This window comes from Candidatus Paceibacterota bacterium, assembly GCA_035452965.1.
GTDB lineage: Bacteria > Verrucomicrobiota > Verrucomicrobiia > Limisphaerales > UBA8199 > UBA8199.
In genome coordinates, this window is the sequence record DAOTCE010000025.1 from 27,011 (window position 1) to 41,553 (window position 14,543).

20 protein-coding genes are annotated in these 14,543 nt (G+C 61.2%); 13 read left to right on the forward strand and 7 right to left on the reverse strand.

Going from position 1 to position 14,543, the window contains the following annotated elements; all coding sequences use genetic code 11:
* Positions 1 to 186 precede the first annotated feature (186 nt).
* Together P5205_16335 and P5205_16340 are read right to left on the reverse strand one after the other, a co-directional pair.
* Positions 187 to 1,056 (reverse strand): ABC-2 family transporter protein, encoded by an 870-nt coding sequence (locus P5205_16335; GenBank protein ID HSA11930.1) that lies wholly within the window; start codon positions 1,054 to 1,056, stop codon positions 187 to 189.
* A 1-nt stretch (position 1,057) separates the two neighbouring features.
* Positions 1,058 to 1,864, reverse strand: a complete 807-nt coding sequence (locus P5205_16340) for an ABC-2 family transporter protein (protein ID HSA11931.1) — start codon at positions 1,862 to 1,864, stop codon at positions 1,058 to 1,060.
* Between the two features lie 162 nt (positions 1,865 to 2,026).
* On the opposite strand from P5205_16340, the gene P5205_16345 reads away from it, so the two are divergent.
* From P5205_16345 to P5205_16355, 3 genes are read left to right on the forward strand one after another with little or no spacing between them, the layout of a single operon-like run.
* Positions 2,027 to 2,503, forward strand: coding sequence for a hypothetical protein (locus P5205_16345; GenBank protein HSA11932.1), 477 nt, complete (start codon positions 2,027 to 2,029; stop codon positions 2,501 to 2,503).
* Positions 2,504 to 2,546: 43 nt separating this feature from the next.
* The gene (locus tag P5205_16350) at positions 2,547 to 3,617 is read left to right on the forward strand and encodes an NUDIX domain-containing protein (GenBank protein ID HSA11933.1); all 1,071 of its coding nucleotides are present in this window, start codon (positions 2,547 to 2,549) and stop codon (positions 3,615 to 3,617) included.
* A gap of 10 nt (positions 3,618 to 3,627) precedes the next feature.
* Positions 3,628 to 3,984 carry a dihydroneopterin aldolase gene (locus P5205_16355; protein HSA11934.1) on the forward strand — a complete coding sequence of 119 codons (357 nt, stop codon included), beginning with the start codon at positions 3,628 to 3,630 and terminating at the stop codon, positions 3,982 to 3,984.
* Between the two features lie 12 nt (positions 3,985 to 3,996).
* Here P5205_16355 and P5205_16360 read toward each other — a convergent pair whose 3' ends face one another.
* From P5205_16360 to P5205_16375, 4 genes are all read right to left on the reverse strand, one after another.
* Positions 3,997 to 4,443, reverse strand: coding sequence for a CBS domain-containing protein (locus P5205_16360; GenBank protein ID HSA11935.1), 447 nt, complete (start codon positions 4,441 to 4,443; stop codon positions 3,997 to 3,999).
* A gap of 54 nt (positions 4,444 to 4,497) precedes the next feature.
* Positions 4,498 to 5,274, reverse strand: coding sequence for a sulfite exporter TauE/SafE family protein (locus P5205_16365; GenBank protein HSA11936.1), 777 nt, complete (start codon positions 5,272 to 5,274; stop codon positions 4,498 to 4,500).
* Positions 5,275 to 5,456: 182 nt separating this feature from the next.
* Positions 5,457 to 6,257, reverse strand: a complete 801-nt coding sequence (locus P5205_16370) for an SDR family NAD(P)-dependent oxidoreductase (protein ID HSA11937.1) — start codon at positions 6,255 to 6,257, stop codon at positions 5,457 to 5,459.
* A 30-nt stretch (positions 6,258 to 6,287) separates the two neighbouring features.
* The gene (locus P5205_16375; GenBank protein HSA11938.1) at positions 6,288 to 6,608 is read right to left on the reverse strand and encodes a hypothetical protein; all 321 of its coding nucleotides are present in this window, start codon (positions 6,606 to 6,608) and stop codon (positions 6,288 to 6,290) included.
* Positions 6,609 to 6,876: 268 nt separating this feature from the next.
* Between P5205_16375 and P5205_16380 the strand changes: the two genes are divergently transcribed.
* Entirely contained in the window at positions 6,877 to 9,126 is a 2,250-nt protein-coding gene (locus P5205_16380) for a DUF1343 domain-containing protein (GenBank protein ID HSA11939.1), read from the forward strand.
* Between the two features lie 200 nt (positions 9,127 to 9,326).
* Here P5205_16380 and P5205_16385 read toward each other — a convergent pair whose 3' ends face one another.
* Entirely contained in the window at positions 9,327 to 9,884 is a 558-nt protein-coding gene (locus tag P5205_16385) for a hypothetical protein (protein ID HSA11940.1), read from the reverse strand.
* Positions 9,885 to 10,662: 778 nt separating this feature from the next.
* Between P5205_16385 and rplB the strand changes: the two genes are divergently transcribed.
* The 9 genes from rplB to P5205_16430 are packed head-to-tail and all read left to right on the forward strand — an operon-like array spanning position 10,663 to position 14,531.
* On the forward strand, positions 10,663 to 11,517 hold the full coding sequence (gene rplB, locus P5205_16390) for a 50S ribosomal protein L2 (GenBank protein HSA11941.1): 855 nt from the start codon (positions 10,663 to 10,665) through the stop codon (positions 11,515 to 11,517).
* Between the two features lie 12 nt (positions 11,518 to 11,529).
* Positions 11,530 to 11,811 carry a 30S ribosomal protein S19 gene (gene rpsS / locus P5205_16395; protein HSA11942.1) on the forward strand — a complete coding sequence of 94 codons (282 nt, stop codon included), beginning with the start codon at positions 11,530 to 11,532 and terminating at the stop codon, positions 11,809 to 11,811.
* A 4-nt stretch (positions 11,812 to 11,815) separates the two neighbouring features.
* Positions 11,816 to 12,169, forward strand: a complete 354-nt coding sequence (rplV, locus tag P5205_16400) for a 50S ribosomal protein L22 (protein ID HSA11943.1) — start codon at positions 11,816 to 11,818, stop codon at positions 12,167 to 12,169.
* A 3-nt stretch (positions 12,170 to 12,172) separates the two neighbouring features.
* Positions 12,173 to 12,838 (forward strand): 30S ribosomal protein S3, encoded by a 666-nt coding sequence (rpsC, locus tag P5205_16405; GenBank protein HSA11944.1) that lies wholly within the window; start codon positions 12,173 to 12,175, stop codon positions 12,836 to 12,838.
* Between the two features lie 25 nt (positions 12,839 to 12,863).
* A complete protein-coding gene (gene rplP / locus P5205_16410) occupies positions 12,864 to 13,286 on the forward strand; it encodes a 50S ribosomal protein L16 (GenBank protein HSA11945.1) in 423 nt (140 codons plus the stop codon).
* A gap of 22 nt (positions 13,287 to 13,308) precedes the next feature.
* The gene (rpmC, locus tag P5205_16415; GenBank protein HSA11946.1) at positions 13,309 to 13,515 is read left to right on the forward strand and encodes a 50S ribosomal protein L29; all 207 of its coding nucleotides are present in this window, start codon (positions 13,309 to 13,311) and stop codon (positions 13,513 to 13,515) included.
* A gap of 9 nt (positions 13,516 to 13,524) precedes the next feature.
* Positions 13,525 to 13,827, forward strand: a complete 303-nt coding sequence (gene rpsQ / locus P5205_16420) for a 30S ribosomal protein S17 (protein ID HSA11947.1) — start codon at positions 13,525 to 13,527, stop codon at positions 13,825 to 13,827.
* Positions 13,828 to 13,869: 42 nt separating this feature from the next.
* Positions 13,870 to 14,235 (forward strand): 50S ribosomal protein L14, encoded by a 366-nt coding sequence (gene rplN, locus P5205_16425; GenBank protein HSA11948.1) that lies wholly within the window; start codon positions 13,870 to 13,872, stop codon positions 14,233 to 14,235.
* 17 nt (positions 14,236 to 14,252) lie between these two features.
* Positions 14,253 to 14,531 (forward strand): 50S ribosomal protein L24, encoded by a 279-nt coding sequence (locus tag P5205_16430; protein HSA11949.1) that lies wholly within the window; start codon positions 14,253 to 14,255, stop codon positions 14,529 to 14,531.
* Positions 14,532 to 14,543 lie beyond the last annotated feature (12 nt).

The following is a 14,543-nucleotide window of genomic DNA, read 5'->3' on the forward strand; positions in this document are numbered from 1 at the left end:
TCAACGGAATGGCCAGGTGCCTTGGATTGCAGGTATTTGGAAGCGCGCCACTTGTGGGTGGTTTCGGGTGTAAGGGGCATAAACGCAGTGCGTTGGGCCGGGAGCAGTTGCGGCGGTTCCGGCTATGCGGACGCGAGAGTTGGGCCTGGCGCTTCGGACAACCCGGGCTGGCATCTCCTTCGGGCATCAGGAGCTGGCGCTGGTGTAGCGACGCACGGAGGTGCGCCAGCCGATTTCGGAGATGACGAAGCAAACCACGCTCATGCTCAGCAGCAGGAATATAGGCCCGGGCGAGCTGAGTTTGTCGGCCAGCAGCCGCACGGGCACGTTTGAGACCAGGAGCATCGGCAGGGCGAAGGTGAAGACCGCCTTGAACAGGCCGCGAAAGGCTTCGTCGGGGAGGCGGGCGATGTTGAACAGGTTGTAGTAGCCCCAGACAATGCCTCCGGCGCGCACGGTCCAGAAGCTGATGCTGGCCAACAGGAACATCAGCGAGTAGTGAATCGTAATGCCGGCCGCGCAGAGCGCCAGGAAGCCCAGCACCTGCAGGGCGCTTGGGGTTAGCTGCAATTGGCGCGCGGCGTAGGCCATCACCGCGACAGCCGACGCGGCGTTGACGAACGCGCCCAGGTCCACCTGCCGGAGCGACACGACAAAGCGCGTGTTGACCGGCAGCAGCAGCAGGAAGTCGAGCTTGCCGTTGCGCACCAGCTCGGAGAGGTTGGTGCAGTTGATGAGAAAGAAGGCCTGGAAGATCTGCTGGATAAAATGGCTCGCGCCAATCAGCAGCACCACCTGCCATTGGGTCCAGGTGCCGATGTGCTCGGTGTGCAGGTAGAGCACGTTGATGAAGCAGAGTTGCATGCCGAACCAGAGCAGCTCCACGATGATCCAGAGGATGAAGTTGCTCTTAAAGGTCATCTCGCGTGTGACCGAGTTCTTCCACAAGGCGGCGTAGATGGCGAGGTAGCGCGACGCGTGATGCGCGATGCGTGCAGGGAAGGGCGTGGCGCCTGGCGCCTGGCGCGTGTCGTGGTTCTCCATTTCGGATTTCATTTCACCCTCCCACCGCCGAGTATCTTTTAATGCCGCGTCGCCATGCGAAGCGGGCTATGCAGTAGGCCGCGATGACCCATAGTCCCTGGATTACCAAACCGCTGAGCAGGCTCGCGCCTGTGGTCTTGCCCATGTAGATGCTCACGGGAAAATAGAGCTGATAGGGGAACGGGGTGTAATAGAGCGCCTGCTCGAGGCCACGCGGGAGGATGTCCAGGGGGAACAGGTGGCCACTGGCGATGTATTCAAAGGCGAAGAGGATGAAGATGAACGTTGAGACCTCCAGCACCCAAAACGCCAGCATCGCCATCGCATAGGACATGAAGAACTGGAGCAGTGCCGTCAGAATCACCGAGAGCAGAAAGGCGCCGAAGGCGGCCCAACTGGGCGGCAAGGCAACGTATTGGTGGAGCGACACGATGAAGATCGTCAGCGGCGTTACCGCCACGGCGAGGTAGGTCACCCGGCCGGACAGGAACAGGCACAGGCGATACCAGAGATAGTCAATCGGTTTGAGCAGGAACTGGCTGATGTTGCCGTCCTTGATGTCGGCGGCGATTTGCCAGTCATCTTCGTTCACGGCCGTCAGCGCGTCCACGACGGTCGTAAGGAGATAATATGAGATCATCTCCGCCAGCGTGTAGCTGCCGACCATCGTTCCCGGGCCCTTGCCGGCGTAGATGGTGCGCCAGACGTAGAGCATGGCAATGAGCGGGATCAAGCCGAACACCGCCCGCGCCAGAAAGTTGAACCGGTAGGTCAGGTTATTCTGGACTCCGATATTGATGACATGCCAGTACTTCTTCATCCGGCTGCGTGTGGCTGACAACGTATCGCCCGGCGGGTGGTTTGGAAAGGGCTGATCCAAGTGTCATGAACGGGCGACCGCGCGTTGGGGAGGCCAATTAAGGCTGGCGTTTTCGCGCCGGCCGGCTAATGATTGGTCCGACCGTTCGACAACCCTACAACTATGATGCGCCAGAAGCACTGCCCGATCTGCAAGACACCAGCCGCAACCGGATGCAAGCACCTCGCGGTGGCGGTGGAAGGACGCGACTTTGTCCGGCGCTGCGTGGAGTTGTGCCAGGGGGAAAAGCAGTGGCACGCCCTGTGCGAGTCGCGGCGCCGGCAGCGGCTCGCGACGGGTGAATGGTCGCCGGAACGGGAGGACTACACCTGGCTGGAAACCGCGTTTTGCGATGAATTCCTCAAGCGGCTGACGTGGTTCGGGGGGATGGAATATGAATGGCGCTCCGGGCCGAAGGCCAAGCAAGCCGGATTCTGGGTGTTGCTGTGGTCGAAGGATCCGCGGCGGCTCTGGTGGGAGTTGCGGGACGACATCGAGCGGCAGGCGAATCAAAATTGGTCGCGGCGCCCCGCCCGACCGAGGTCCGAAGCCCGGACGCGCAAGTCTGCGGGCCGGAATGGCGTTTCGCTGCCGTTTTGAAGCGTGAGGTTGCCGTGACGGGAAAGGCGGCTACACTCACCGCATGATTCGGAACATCATCTTCGACTGGTCGGGCACGTTGGTGGACGACTTGCCTGCGGTCTGGGAGGCAACCAATTATGTGCTCACGCAGGCGCAGCGGTCGGAGATGAGCCTGGAGCAGTTCCGCGCGGAGTTTTGCCTTCCTTTCACCATCTTCTATGACCGCTACGTTCCGCACATCCCGCTGCCGCAACTCGAGGAGTGGTTTCACAGCCGCTTCCGGCAGGTGCAGAACTCGGTCTGCGCTTTGCCGCACGCGCGGGAATTCCTGGAGTATTGCCGCGCGCGCAACCTGCGCACCTTCCTGCTCAGCACGGTCAATCGCGAGCATTTCGCGGTGCAGTCGGCTGTGACGGGGTTTGGCTCGTTTCTCGAGAAGCCGTATTTGAACGTGTGGGACAAGCGTCAGAAGATCCATGAAATCCTGGAGGAGAACGGACTGGCGCCGGATGAGACGCTTTTCATCGGCGACATGCAGCACGACATTGAGACGGCGCGGCATGGGGGCGTTCATTCCTGCGCGGTGCTCACGGGCTACAACACGCTGGAGCAGTTGCGGGCGGCACAGCCCGACCTCATCGTGGAGCACTTGGGCGAGCTGCGCGACCTGTTGCGGCAGAACGAGCTTCACCTCAAACCGCCCGCGAAACGATTTGAAGACAGCCACCCGCCCATCGTCACGGTGGGTGGCCTGATCTACAATGCGGCGGACGAGGTGCTGGTGATTCGAACGCACAAGTGGTCGAACCTTTGGGGCATTCCCGGCGGCAAGATCAAGTGGGGCGAGACTTCGGTCGAGGCGCTGCGCCGCGAACTCAAGGAGGAGACCGGGCTGGAGATCGCCGGCATCGAGTTTGTGCTGGTCCAGGACTGCATTCGCTCGAAGGAATTTTATCGCGATGCGCATTTCGTTCTGCTGAACTACACCTGCCGGTGCGCGGGCAAGCCGGCGGTGAAGCTAAACGACGAGGCTCGTGAGTTTCGCTGGGTGACGGCGGCGCAGGCCCTCGAAATGCCCATTAACCAGCCGACGCGCCAACTGCTGTTGACCGTGGCGGGAGCCAGGCGTTGAAGGACGACGCATGTCGAAGATTACTATTGTAGATCTGGAAGTGCATTATTGTGTCGGCGTGACCGATGAGGAACGCGCCGAGCCGCAGCGCCTGCTGCTGACGGTGGATATGAACTTTGATTTCTCCTCCGCCGCGGTGAGCGACCGCATCGAGCGAACGATCAACTACCAGACCGTCGCGGAGGACATGCTGAAATTCGGCGAGGGCCGGAGCTGGAAGCTGGTGGAGCGGGTGGTGGACAATATCGCCGACCGGATTCTGGCCGAGTACAAGCCCCAGGCGGTGCTTGTGGAAATCAAGAAGTTCTCCATTCCCCAGGCGCGGTTCATTTCGGTCAGCACTGGCAAGACGCGCACGCCGGGCTGAGGCGCAGCCGGCTCAGCCGGGCACGCCGGTGATGTAGGTTTGCAATTGGCTGATGGTGGTGTGCTGTGCCGAGATGATCCAGTTGACGAGGTCCCCAATCGAGACAACACCGATTATCTTGTCGCCTTCCAGGACCGGCAAGTGGCGGACGTGGTGATCGGTCATCAGCCGCATGCATTCCTCGACGGTGTGGGCGGGGCTGACGTGGATGACATGGCTGGAAAGGACCTCCTTCACCGCCGTTGTCTTGGAGGATTTGCCCTTGAGCACCACTTTGCGCGTATAGTCCCGCTCCGAGATGATGCCCACCAACTTGTCATTCTCTGTCACCAGGACCGCCCCGACGTTCTTGTCGGCCATCAGTTGAATTGCCTCGAAGACGGTGGCGTCCGGCGTGGTGGACCAGGCGGCGTTGCCTTTGCGGCTTAGTATTTCGCTGATCGTGCTGTTAGGATTCATGGCTGAAATAGCATATCACGCCTGGGCGCGATTGGCAGCAGAATTCTCGCGCCTTCAGCGGAGGAACTGCTCGTAGAAGGTCACGGCGGCCAGGGTGAAACCGATGAGGGTAATGATCTGCCGCACGCGCTGCTGCGAAATCTGCTGGGCGTAATGGGAGCCGAGGAAGTAGCCCAGCAGCGCCCCCGCGGTCATGACGCCGGCCTTGGGCCAGTGAATCAGGCCGGCCCAGATGAACCAGCCGGCGGCAACCAGATTGATGAGTGAAGCGAGGATGGTCTTGAGCGTGTTCATCTCGTGGATGTTGCTCAGGCCGATGAAACCTAGCGACGCAAGCATCAGGATGCCGATGCCTGCGCCGAAGTAGCCGCCGTAAACGGCCACGCCAAGCTGGAACAGGATCGCGCCCCAAACCGCTTGATGCGTTTCGCCGGGGGTGGTCTGGCGGTCAAGATTGGCGAACCGGCGGAAGGTGCCTTGGGCCAGGAACAGCAAAGTGGCAAACAAGATCAGGAAAGGCACCAGCATGGAGAAGGTCTTGTTGCTGGTGCAGGTAAGCAGGACGGCGCCAACCAGTCCCCCCAACACGCTGACGGGCGCAAAGCGCCACAACCAGGGCCTGACCGGCGTCAGGTGCTTCCGGTAACCGTAAATGCCGCCCGAGGTGCCGATGACCAAAGCCAGGGTGCTGGTGGCATTGGCGACGACCGGCGGAGTGCCGAACAACAGCAACGCCGGAAAGGTGATCAGCGTTCCGCCCCCGGCCACGGCGTTGATCGCCCCGCCCGCAATTGCGGCGATCATCAGGCCCAGGATTTCAGTCACCGTCATCTTCGGCGGGCGAAGATAGAGGGGGACGGCCTTAACTCAAGCCCAACCTGCTGCTCGACGATTTCAGGTAGCGCGTGTGCATGAAGCTGCCGGAGGCGCGCGGGTATCTTGCCCGCTTTGCGGATTACGGGCCAGGCGAGCGGGCAAGATGTCCGCGCGCCTTCATGCATACGCGCTGGATTTCAGGCTGGGCGGCGATGGACCTTGTGCACGGCCGCCTGATCGGTGGGCTTCACGAGCAGTTCGTCAATGTTGACGCGCGGTGGCCGGCTCGCGACCCAGACGAGGATCTCGGCGATGTCTTCGGCGGTGAGAGGGTGTGTGCCCTCATAGACCTTCCTCGCGCGGGATGCGTCGCCTTTAAAGCGGACGAGGGAGAACTCGGTCTCGGCCAGGCCGGGATCAACGGTGCAGACGCGGATGCCGGTGCCGTTGAGTTCGAGTCGCAGCGCGCGGGTGATCTGAAGTTCGCCTGCCTTGGCGGCGCAGTAGGCGGCGCCGCCTTCATAGGCGACATGGCCGGCCACGGAGCCGATATTGATGATAGAGCTGCCCGGGTTGCTCAGCATAAGCGGCAACGCGGCGCGGGTCATGCGCAGGACGCCCAGGAGATTGGCCTGGAGCATGGTCTCCCAATCCGCATCTTTGCCCTGGGCCACGGGATCCAGGCCATGCGCGCCACCGGCGTTGTTGATAAGGACATCCAGACGGGCGTCGGAGGGTTGGCGAAGGGAAATGGTTTGGCGCGCCCATTTCACGAAGTCGTCCACGCTGGGGGTTTGGCTGACGTCGAGGGCGTGGAAGTGCGCACCGGCGGCGCCAGCTCGGCGGGCTTCCTGGGCCACTTGTTGGAGACGGTCGAGCCGCCGGGCGCCGAGCAGGAGGTTACAGCCTTCGGCGCCGAAGGCACTTGCCGCCGCGGCGCCGAAGCCGCTGGACGCGCCGGTGATCAGAATCCATTTGCCTGTGAGTGGTGAGGTCATGCAGAAGTTGTGGTGTCCGGCAGGGGCGGTTCAGTGGGTGGTTATGTACCACGCCCAGAGGGCAAGAGACAGCACTGGGATCAGGCCGCCGACTGCCCCGCCCACCATCTCCGCCGAGCGAGAATTGAGCTTCTCTCCCAGCCGGGGGCCGATCTGGCCACCGAGCACCCAGCCGATTGCCCCGCAGAGGAAGAAGCTCAACAGCCCGAGTATTGGCGTGCTGAACAGTAGAGCGAGGTTATGCCAGAGAAATGCCCGCACGAGGCCGATGGCGAACAGGCCGCCGATCGAGCCAACGATCGCCCCGATTAACGCGCTCAATCTATATTCACGCTGCGGAGGCTCGTTCATTTGCAGGGGAGAGCATTTCACAGGCGGTGAGCAATTGCAACGCCGCAAGAATGCAGTTGTCGGCCTGGAGGAGGCAGGGTTAAATGGGGAATCTATGATGAAAGCTGCGCGTTGCCTGGCTGCCGGTCAGTGGTGCTTGTCCCTTCTTCTCATATCGTGTCTGGTGTCATGCAAGAGCGCGACACCTCCCCGGAATGAACCGTTGTCGCAGAGCGCCCCGCCAGCAAAGGCCGCGGCGCCGTCGTTCCGTGAGGACAAACTGGCCGAGATGGACGCGGCCATAACCCGGGCTATCGCGGACAAGAAATGCCCGGGCGGCGTCCTTTGGCTCGAGCATGGGGCGGCGAACTATCACAAGGCTTACGGCCAACGCGCGCTGGTGCCCGCGCCCGAGCCGATGACCGAGGACACGATTTTCGACGCCGCGTCGCTGACGAAGGTGGTGGCGTGCACCCCGGCAATGATGCTGCTGGTCGAACGCGGTTTGGTGAATCTCGATGAGCGTGTGCAGGCCTACATTCCGGAGTTCACGGGCGACGGCAAGGAGAACATCACCGTGCGGCAGTTGATGACGCATACGTCGGGGCTGCGTGGAGATATCGAGACCAGGACCGACTGGCGCGGGCAGCCGGCGGCAATTGAGAAAGCCTGCGCCGAGAAGCTGCAAAGCAGCCCGGGCACGGCGTTCCGCTATAGCGATATCAACTTCTTCCTGCTCGGGGAGATTGTGCAACGGGTGAGCCATCAGCCCCTGGAGAAGTTTGTGGCGCAGGAGGTGTATCGTCCGCTGGGGATGGTGGATACGGGTTACCTGCCGTCAGCCGACAAGCTGTCGCGGATAGCCCCCACCGAAGTGGTGCAGGGCAAGCCTTACCGGGGCACGGTGCATGACCCGACGGCGCGCAAGATGGGCGGCGTGGCGGGCCACGCGGGCTTGTTCACGACGGCGGCAGACCTGGCGCGCTACGCCCGAATGCTGCTCAACCGCGGTTCGCTGGACGGGGTGCGCATTTTCAAGCCAGAAACGGTGGACTTGATGACCAGCGTCCAGACGCCGGAGTCACTGACGGTGCGGCGCGGGCTGGGGTGGGACATTGGTTCAGGCTACAGCGGCCCGCGCGGGAAGCTGTTCCCCATTGGATCGTATGGGCACACCGGCTGGACCGGCACTTCGATCTGGATTGACCCGTTTTCGCAGTCTTTCGTCATCTTCCTGTCCAACCGCAATCATCCGGATGAGAATGGGAACGTGAGCGCGCTGCGGGCAGGCCTTGGGACGCTCGCCGCAGAGGCGATCGAGGATTTCAACTTTGCCTACGTGCCGGGCGCTCTGGGGCCGGCGCCGGACGTGGAAGCGGGGGCGGGGCGGGACCGGGTCGAGGCGAAGGTGACGCAGCTCAAGACGCTCAATGGGATTGACGTGCTCGTGCGGCAGAAGTTCGCCCCGCTCCAGGGGCTGCGTCTGGGGCTGATCACCAACCACACCGGCGAGGACCGGGACAGGAACCCGACGATTGACTTGTTGAAGAACGCGGCTGGGGTGCAGTTGAAGGCGCTGTTCAGCCCGGAGCACGGCATCCGCGGTACCGCGGACGAAAAGCTGGGCGACGGCGTGGATGAGAAGACAGGACTGCCCATCTTTAGCCTTTACGGCCAGCGATCGAAGCCGACGCCGGAGCAACTCAAAGACCTGGATGCCCTGGTGTTCGACATTCAGGATATTGGCTGCCGGTTCTACACCTACACTGCCACAATGGGCCTGACCCTCGAGGCGGCGGGCGAGAACGGGAAGAAGTACTTCGTGCTGGATCGCGTCAACCCGATCAACGCCACGACCGTAGATGGGCCGGTGCGGCTGGGCAAGGAGACCTTCGTGGCTCATCACGAAGTGCCGTTGCGCTATGGGATGACCATTGGCGAACTGGCACGGATGTGCAATGTCGAGCACAACTGCAAGGCCGACCTGACGGTCATCCAGGTGGAGAATTGGCAGCGCGATATGTGGTTCGACCAGACAGGCCTGCCTTGGACCAATCCCTCGCCCAACATGCGCAACTTGACTGAAGCGATCCTCTATCCGGGCGTTGGCCTGCTGGAGAGCGCGCTGTCGGTAGGGCGGGGAACGGACACACCGTTCGAAGTGATTGGGGCGCCCTACGCTGATGATGTGCGGTTGGCCGGGGTGCTCAACGAAGCCGGGCTGCCGGGCGTGCGCTTCGTGCCCATCCAGTTCACGCCGACCTTCAGCGTTCACAAAGGCAAGCTCTGCAAAGGAGTTTACATCCTGCTCACCGATCGCGATCAGTGCAGCGTCGTGGACGTGGGCCTGTTGATGGCGCAGACGCTGTTTCGTCTTTACCCGAAGGATTTCAATCCCGACAAGATCAGCCACCTGCTGCTGCATCCGCCCACAATGGAGGCGATCAAGGCGGACAAGCCGCTCAAAGAGATTCGCGCCCTGTGGCAGAAGGACCTTGACGAGTTCCAACAACGCCGGGCAAAGTACCTGATCTATTAGCAGCAAGTCCCCGGCGACTTCGGAGCCGTTTCACCCGCCCGCTGGGGCGGAGCGGCGGGGCGTTCATTGTTAAGCAAGAAGCAGCGCTTGGAGATTCTGCAAGTCTGCGGTGCTCCCCCTTTCCAATTGCTCGGCCATGGCCAGGCTGATTCGTGTTTGTGCGGTCCTCGGCGCGCAAGATGTGGACGGCATGACGCGCCTTACCTGGCGGGCTCTGAGGTGGCCGGCATTGCTGTGGCGCGGGGAAGGGTGATTGTGCTGTTGGTCTGCCAGGCGTGTTCCTGGCGGTCGAGGATGAGGGTTCGGGGGAGCAATTCAATCTCATGCCCGAAGAGTTGGAGTGTGACGGTGCCCGGCAGGAAGGTTGTGTCCAGGAAGACGCATTTGCCGAAGGGGAGGTCGTAGGGCACAGGTTGTGGTTGGGCGAAGAGGTGTGTGGTGGAGTTTGTAGAGCGCGGGCGGGTTTCCCCTGCGAAATGTATCTGGACGTTGGTGATGGCGAGCTTGGGGTGGTTGATCACGATGGCCGGGGCGCCGGTGGCGGTGCGGGTGAAAGTGACCTGCCAGGGGCCTTTCCGGGTGCGCCGATACTCAATGCTCTGGTAGATGAGAATGTAGCCAGCCAGCGCGAGCAAGAACGCAATCAAGAGGTGCTTGAGGACGCCTTGTGGTTTCATCGGCGATTCCAGCGTGGTTGGATCGAGCGCCACTGTCAAGCGCTCGACACAGGCGATCAAGATAAGTTGGAACGGTCTCACCGGGCAGGGGGACTGAAGGCCTGCGTCACAAGCCGTGCGTATTCGGCCACAACCACCGACAGGCTCTCAGGTTTTCGGCTCCGCCCGCCCTCCAAGCCTGAGGCGCTCCATGCCCATTCCGGCTATGGCGTTGGGACGGTGTCAATCCGGCGAGACCCCGGTGTGGTTCCCATGGGGGTCGGCCCCCATGGGAACCACACCGGGGTATAACGGGTTTCACAGCGTTGTCGCTCCGGGGAGGCTATTCGGTCCTGGAATAGGGGACTGTAATGGCTGATTGTGCTACAAAGTCTTGGTCGCAGAGGGGAGCCAGGGTGGAGGGAATGTGACATGACATGCGGTGCCCCTATGGTACCGGGGCGGTACGCCACTGGTTAGTCAGTGGTGAGCCGGCAGCCCTGGAAAGACTGGAGATGGTCACCAGACGTATCTCCCTGTTGCCATAGTCTATCCTGCCTGAGGGTGTCGGCGGCAGGCCCGACACGAGTTCGGGCTACTACTTGTATCCGCGAGTTCATGGCAGATAGCGCGGGATTTGTGAGTTGGGGCGGGCGCTGAAATGGGGCTGGCGGCGGTGAAAAAAGCCTGTTTAGAGGAGTGTTAATTTTTTTGAAAATACCTATTGCGCTCAAAATTGAGTCTGCTATATTCGCCGCTCCGTTTGGCCCAAGTGGGCCCGGACAGCATAACCTGCGGAACCGATAACTGACCGCCCATCTGGGGGCAGGATTAATGGCTTCGCACTCCAAGTAGCTGACTTGGGAAACGTTGTTGATTTATGCCAGTACATACATTGAGACCGCTGACGCCGTCATCGCGCTACATCGCGTATGCGGACTTCAGCGACATTACGAAGACCAGGCCGGAGCGGCACCTGGTCGAGACGCGCAAGCGTACGGGCGGGCGTAATGTGTATGGTCGGGTGACGGCTCGCGGCATTGGGGGCGGTCACAAGCAAAAGATCCGGTTGGTGGACTTTAAGCGCAGCAAGCACGGGGTCGAGGCGACGGTGAAGGCCATTGAATACGATCCGCGTCGGACAGCCCGGCTGGCGTTGCTGGAGTATAAGGATGGGGAGAAGTGTTACATTATCGCTCCGGTCGGTCTGCAGGTTGGCGCGAAGCTGCTGAGCGGGCCGACAGCCCCTGCGGAATTGGGCAACAGCCTGCCGCTGCGAGGGGTTCCCGTTGGCGTGCCGATTCATAATATTGAAGTTGTCCCGGGGCGGGGGGCGCAGATGGTGCGAACCGCAGGCGGCGCGGCGACGCTGATGTCGCGGGACGAAGGGTATGCGCAGATTCGGCTGCCATCGGGGGAGATCCGGCTCATCAACGAGAATTGCTACGCGACCATCGGCCAGGTCGGCAATACGGACCACGAAAACGTAATTCTCGGCAAGGCGGGGCGCTCGCGTCACTTGGGCATCCGGCCCATTAACCGCGGGGTTACGCGCAACCCGGTGGACCACCCGAATGGCGGCGGCGCGGGCAAGTCGAAATCCGGCGGCGGCTGGCAGCAGCTCACTTCGCCGTGGGGCTTGCTGGCGAAGGGCTACCGGACGCGCAACAAGAAGAAGTATTCGAACCGATTTATCCTGGTCCGGCGCGACGGACGGCCGATGAAACACAAGTAACTTTGACGCATTATGGGACGCTCAATTAAGAAAGGCCCGTTCATTGACGGCCATTTGCTGGAGAAGATTACCGAGGCAAAGGAGAGCAAGTCGAAGGCGCCGATCAAGACTTGGTCGCGACGCTCGATGATCACGCCCGATTTCGTGGGCCTGACGTTCAACGTGCACAACGGCAAGATCTTTAACCCGGTGTTCGTGACCGAGAACATGGTGGGGCATCGGCTCGGCGAATTCTCGCTCACGCGGACATTCAAGAAACACGGCGCGCATACCGCCAAGGCCGAAGCGAAGTAATTCTATGGAAGTCCACGCCATAACCAAGAACGTGCGGATGTCCGCCCAGAAAATGCGCGAGGTGGTGCGCCAGATTCAGGGATTGCCCGCGGCGCACGCCCAGGCCGTGCTGGCAGTGGTGCCGCGCAAGGGCGCCCGGTTTGTCGCCAAGACCCTCAAATCGGCGGTGGCCAACGCCGAGGACTTGAAGGAGCATAAGAAAGAATATGCCGGGTTGAGAACCGACCGGCTGGTAATCAAGGAAGCGCTGGCCCAAGCCGCGTCCACTTTCAAACGGTTTACGCCCAAGGCCCGAGGCTCCGCGGGGCCGATCCTGAAGCGCAATTGCCACATCAAGATTGTTTTGTCAGACGAATAACCTATGGGACAAAAGACCAATCCAATCGGCCTGCGCGTCGCCGTCAATCATGACTGGCGGTCGAAGTGGTTTGCCGGCAAGAAGGAATTCGGCCGGCTGCTGACCGAAGACCGCGAAATTCGCGAGCTGCTAAAGAAGAAGCTGGAGTCCGCGTCCGTGCCGCAGATTCTCATCGAGCGTGCTGCCAGCCGGTGCCGGATCACAATCATGACGGCGCGCCCGGGCATCGTGATTGGACGAAAAGGAGCGGAGATTGACAAGCTCAAGGAGGAGCTGAGCCGCATGACCGGCAAAGAAATTTACGTGGACATTGTCGAAGTCAAAACGCCCGAACTCGATGCCCAACTCGTGGCGGAGAACGTGGCGCTGCAGTTGGAGCGTCGAGTTTCGTTTCGCCGGGCGATGAAGAAGGCGCTCCAGACGGCCAAGGATTTCGGCGCGGAGGGAATCAAGCTTCGTTGCGCCGGGCGGCTCGGAGGCGCGGAACTGGCGCGGGTCGAACAGTATCACTGGGGCCGGGTGCCGCTGCACACGCTGCGGGCCAACATTGACTACGGTTTTGCGGAGGCTAGGACGCTTTACGGCAAACTGGGGATCAAATGCTGGATTTGCAAGGGAGACACCAAGGCGGAGAAACTCCAGCCGCAGCCGGTAACTTCCACGAATTGAATTTGCGCAAAAGGACTGAGCTGATATGCCATTGATGCCCGAAAGAGTGAAGTACCGGAAGATGCACCGCGGCAACCGCGCCGGCCTGGCGATGCGCGGCCAGACGGTGGCCTTTGGCGCGTACGGATTGATGGCGCTGGAAAGGTGCTGGCTGGATACAAAGCAGCTTGAGGCGGCCCGCGTGTCGATCGCGCGCAACATGAAGCGTCACGGCAAGTTGTGGATTCGCGTTTTCCCGCAGAAATCCTTCACCAAGAAGCCGTTGGAGACGCGCATGGGCAAGGGCAAGGGGCCGCTGGAATCCTGGGTCGCGGTGATTCGTCCGGCCAACGTGCTGTTCGAGGTTGATGGCGTAACCGAAGCCGTGGCGCGGGAGTCGTTGCGCCTGGCGGCGACGAAGCTGCCGATCAAGACAAAGTTCATCTCGCGGCATAGAATGGGCCGATAGACGAGCACCGCTCAAACCGGTTATGAAGAAGACGCAACGGAAAGAAATACAGGAAAAGACACTGGCGGAACTGCTGGCGGATGGGCGGAACTGGCGGCAGGAGATTTTTAACCTGCGTTTGCAGCAGGCCAGCGCGCAGCTCGAGAAGCCGGCACGTCTGCGGACCCTGCGGCGCGACATTGCGCGCATTGAAACCCGCATTTCGCAACTGCGGCACAAGACGGCATAAGTATTTTGTATGGCTGAAACCAATAACACTGCGACGGTTGCCCGCGCCAAACGTAAAGAGCGCGTGGGCGAAGTCATCGCCAACAAGATGGCCAAGACCATCATTGTGCGGGTTGAGCGGCGTTTTCCGCATCCGAAGTTCAAGAAGATCGTCACCGGCCACAAGAAACTGTATGCTCACGACGAGAAAGGCCTGGCTAAGGTGGGCGACCGTGTGCGGTTGGAAGAGACCCGCCCACTCTCCAAGACCAAGCGCTGGCGTTTGGTGGAGGTCGTGGAGAGCGGCTCGGGGGTGGCCCCGGTGGCAGCCTGAGACGGTCTCAGGCCTGGGCATTAGCCGACCATAATAGAATTTATGTTACAAGTACGGTCCATCTTAGATGTGGCGGACAATACCGGCGCCAAGCGGGCTGCGGCGATCGGAGTTCTGGGCCGCAATCAGCGCTACGCGCACGTGGGCGATATTATCAAGGCCCATATCAAAGAGGCGGCACCCGACGGCACTGTCAAGAAAGGCGAAGTGGTGGACGCGGTGGTGGTGCGCACCCGGCAGGTGATTCGCCGCGATGATGGCTCCTATCTGCGGTTTGACAGCAATGCAATTGTCCTGATTGACAAAGAATTGAATCCGCGCGGCACGCGCATTTTTGGCCCGGTGGCGCGCGAGCTTCGGGACAAGAAGTTTATGAAGATTGTTTCGCTGGCGCCGGAAGTTATCTGATGGGCCAACACCAGACTATGCGCAGATTTCATGTAAAAAAGGGCGATGAGGCAGTCGTGATTGCGGGGGCGGACAAGGGCAAGCGCGGCCGGATTATCACGGTGGTCGCCAAGAAGCAGCGGGTCATAGTGGAAGGCGCCCACATGATCAAGAAACACATGCGTAAGAGCCAGCAGTATCCGCAAGGCCAGATCGTGGAACGGGAAGGCTCGATCCATATCTCAAATGTGATGAGAGCCGAGGACTACGATGCTCGCGCCGCTCGGCGCGGCACCGCGACTCCTGCCCAGGCGTGAAGCAGGGTTGGA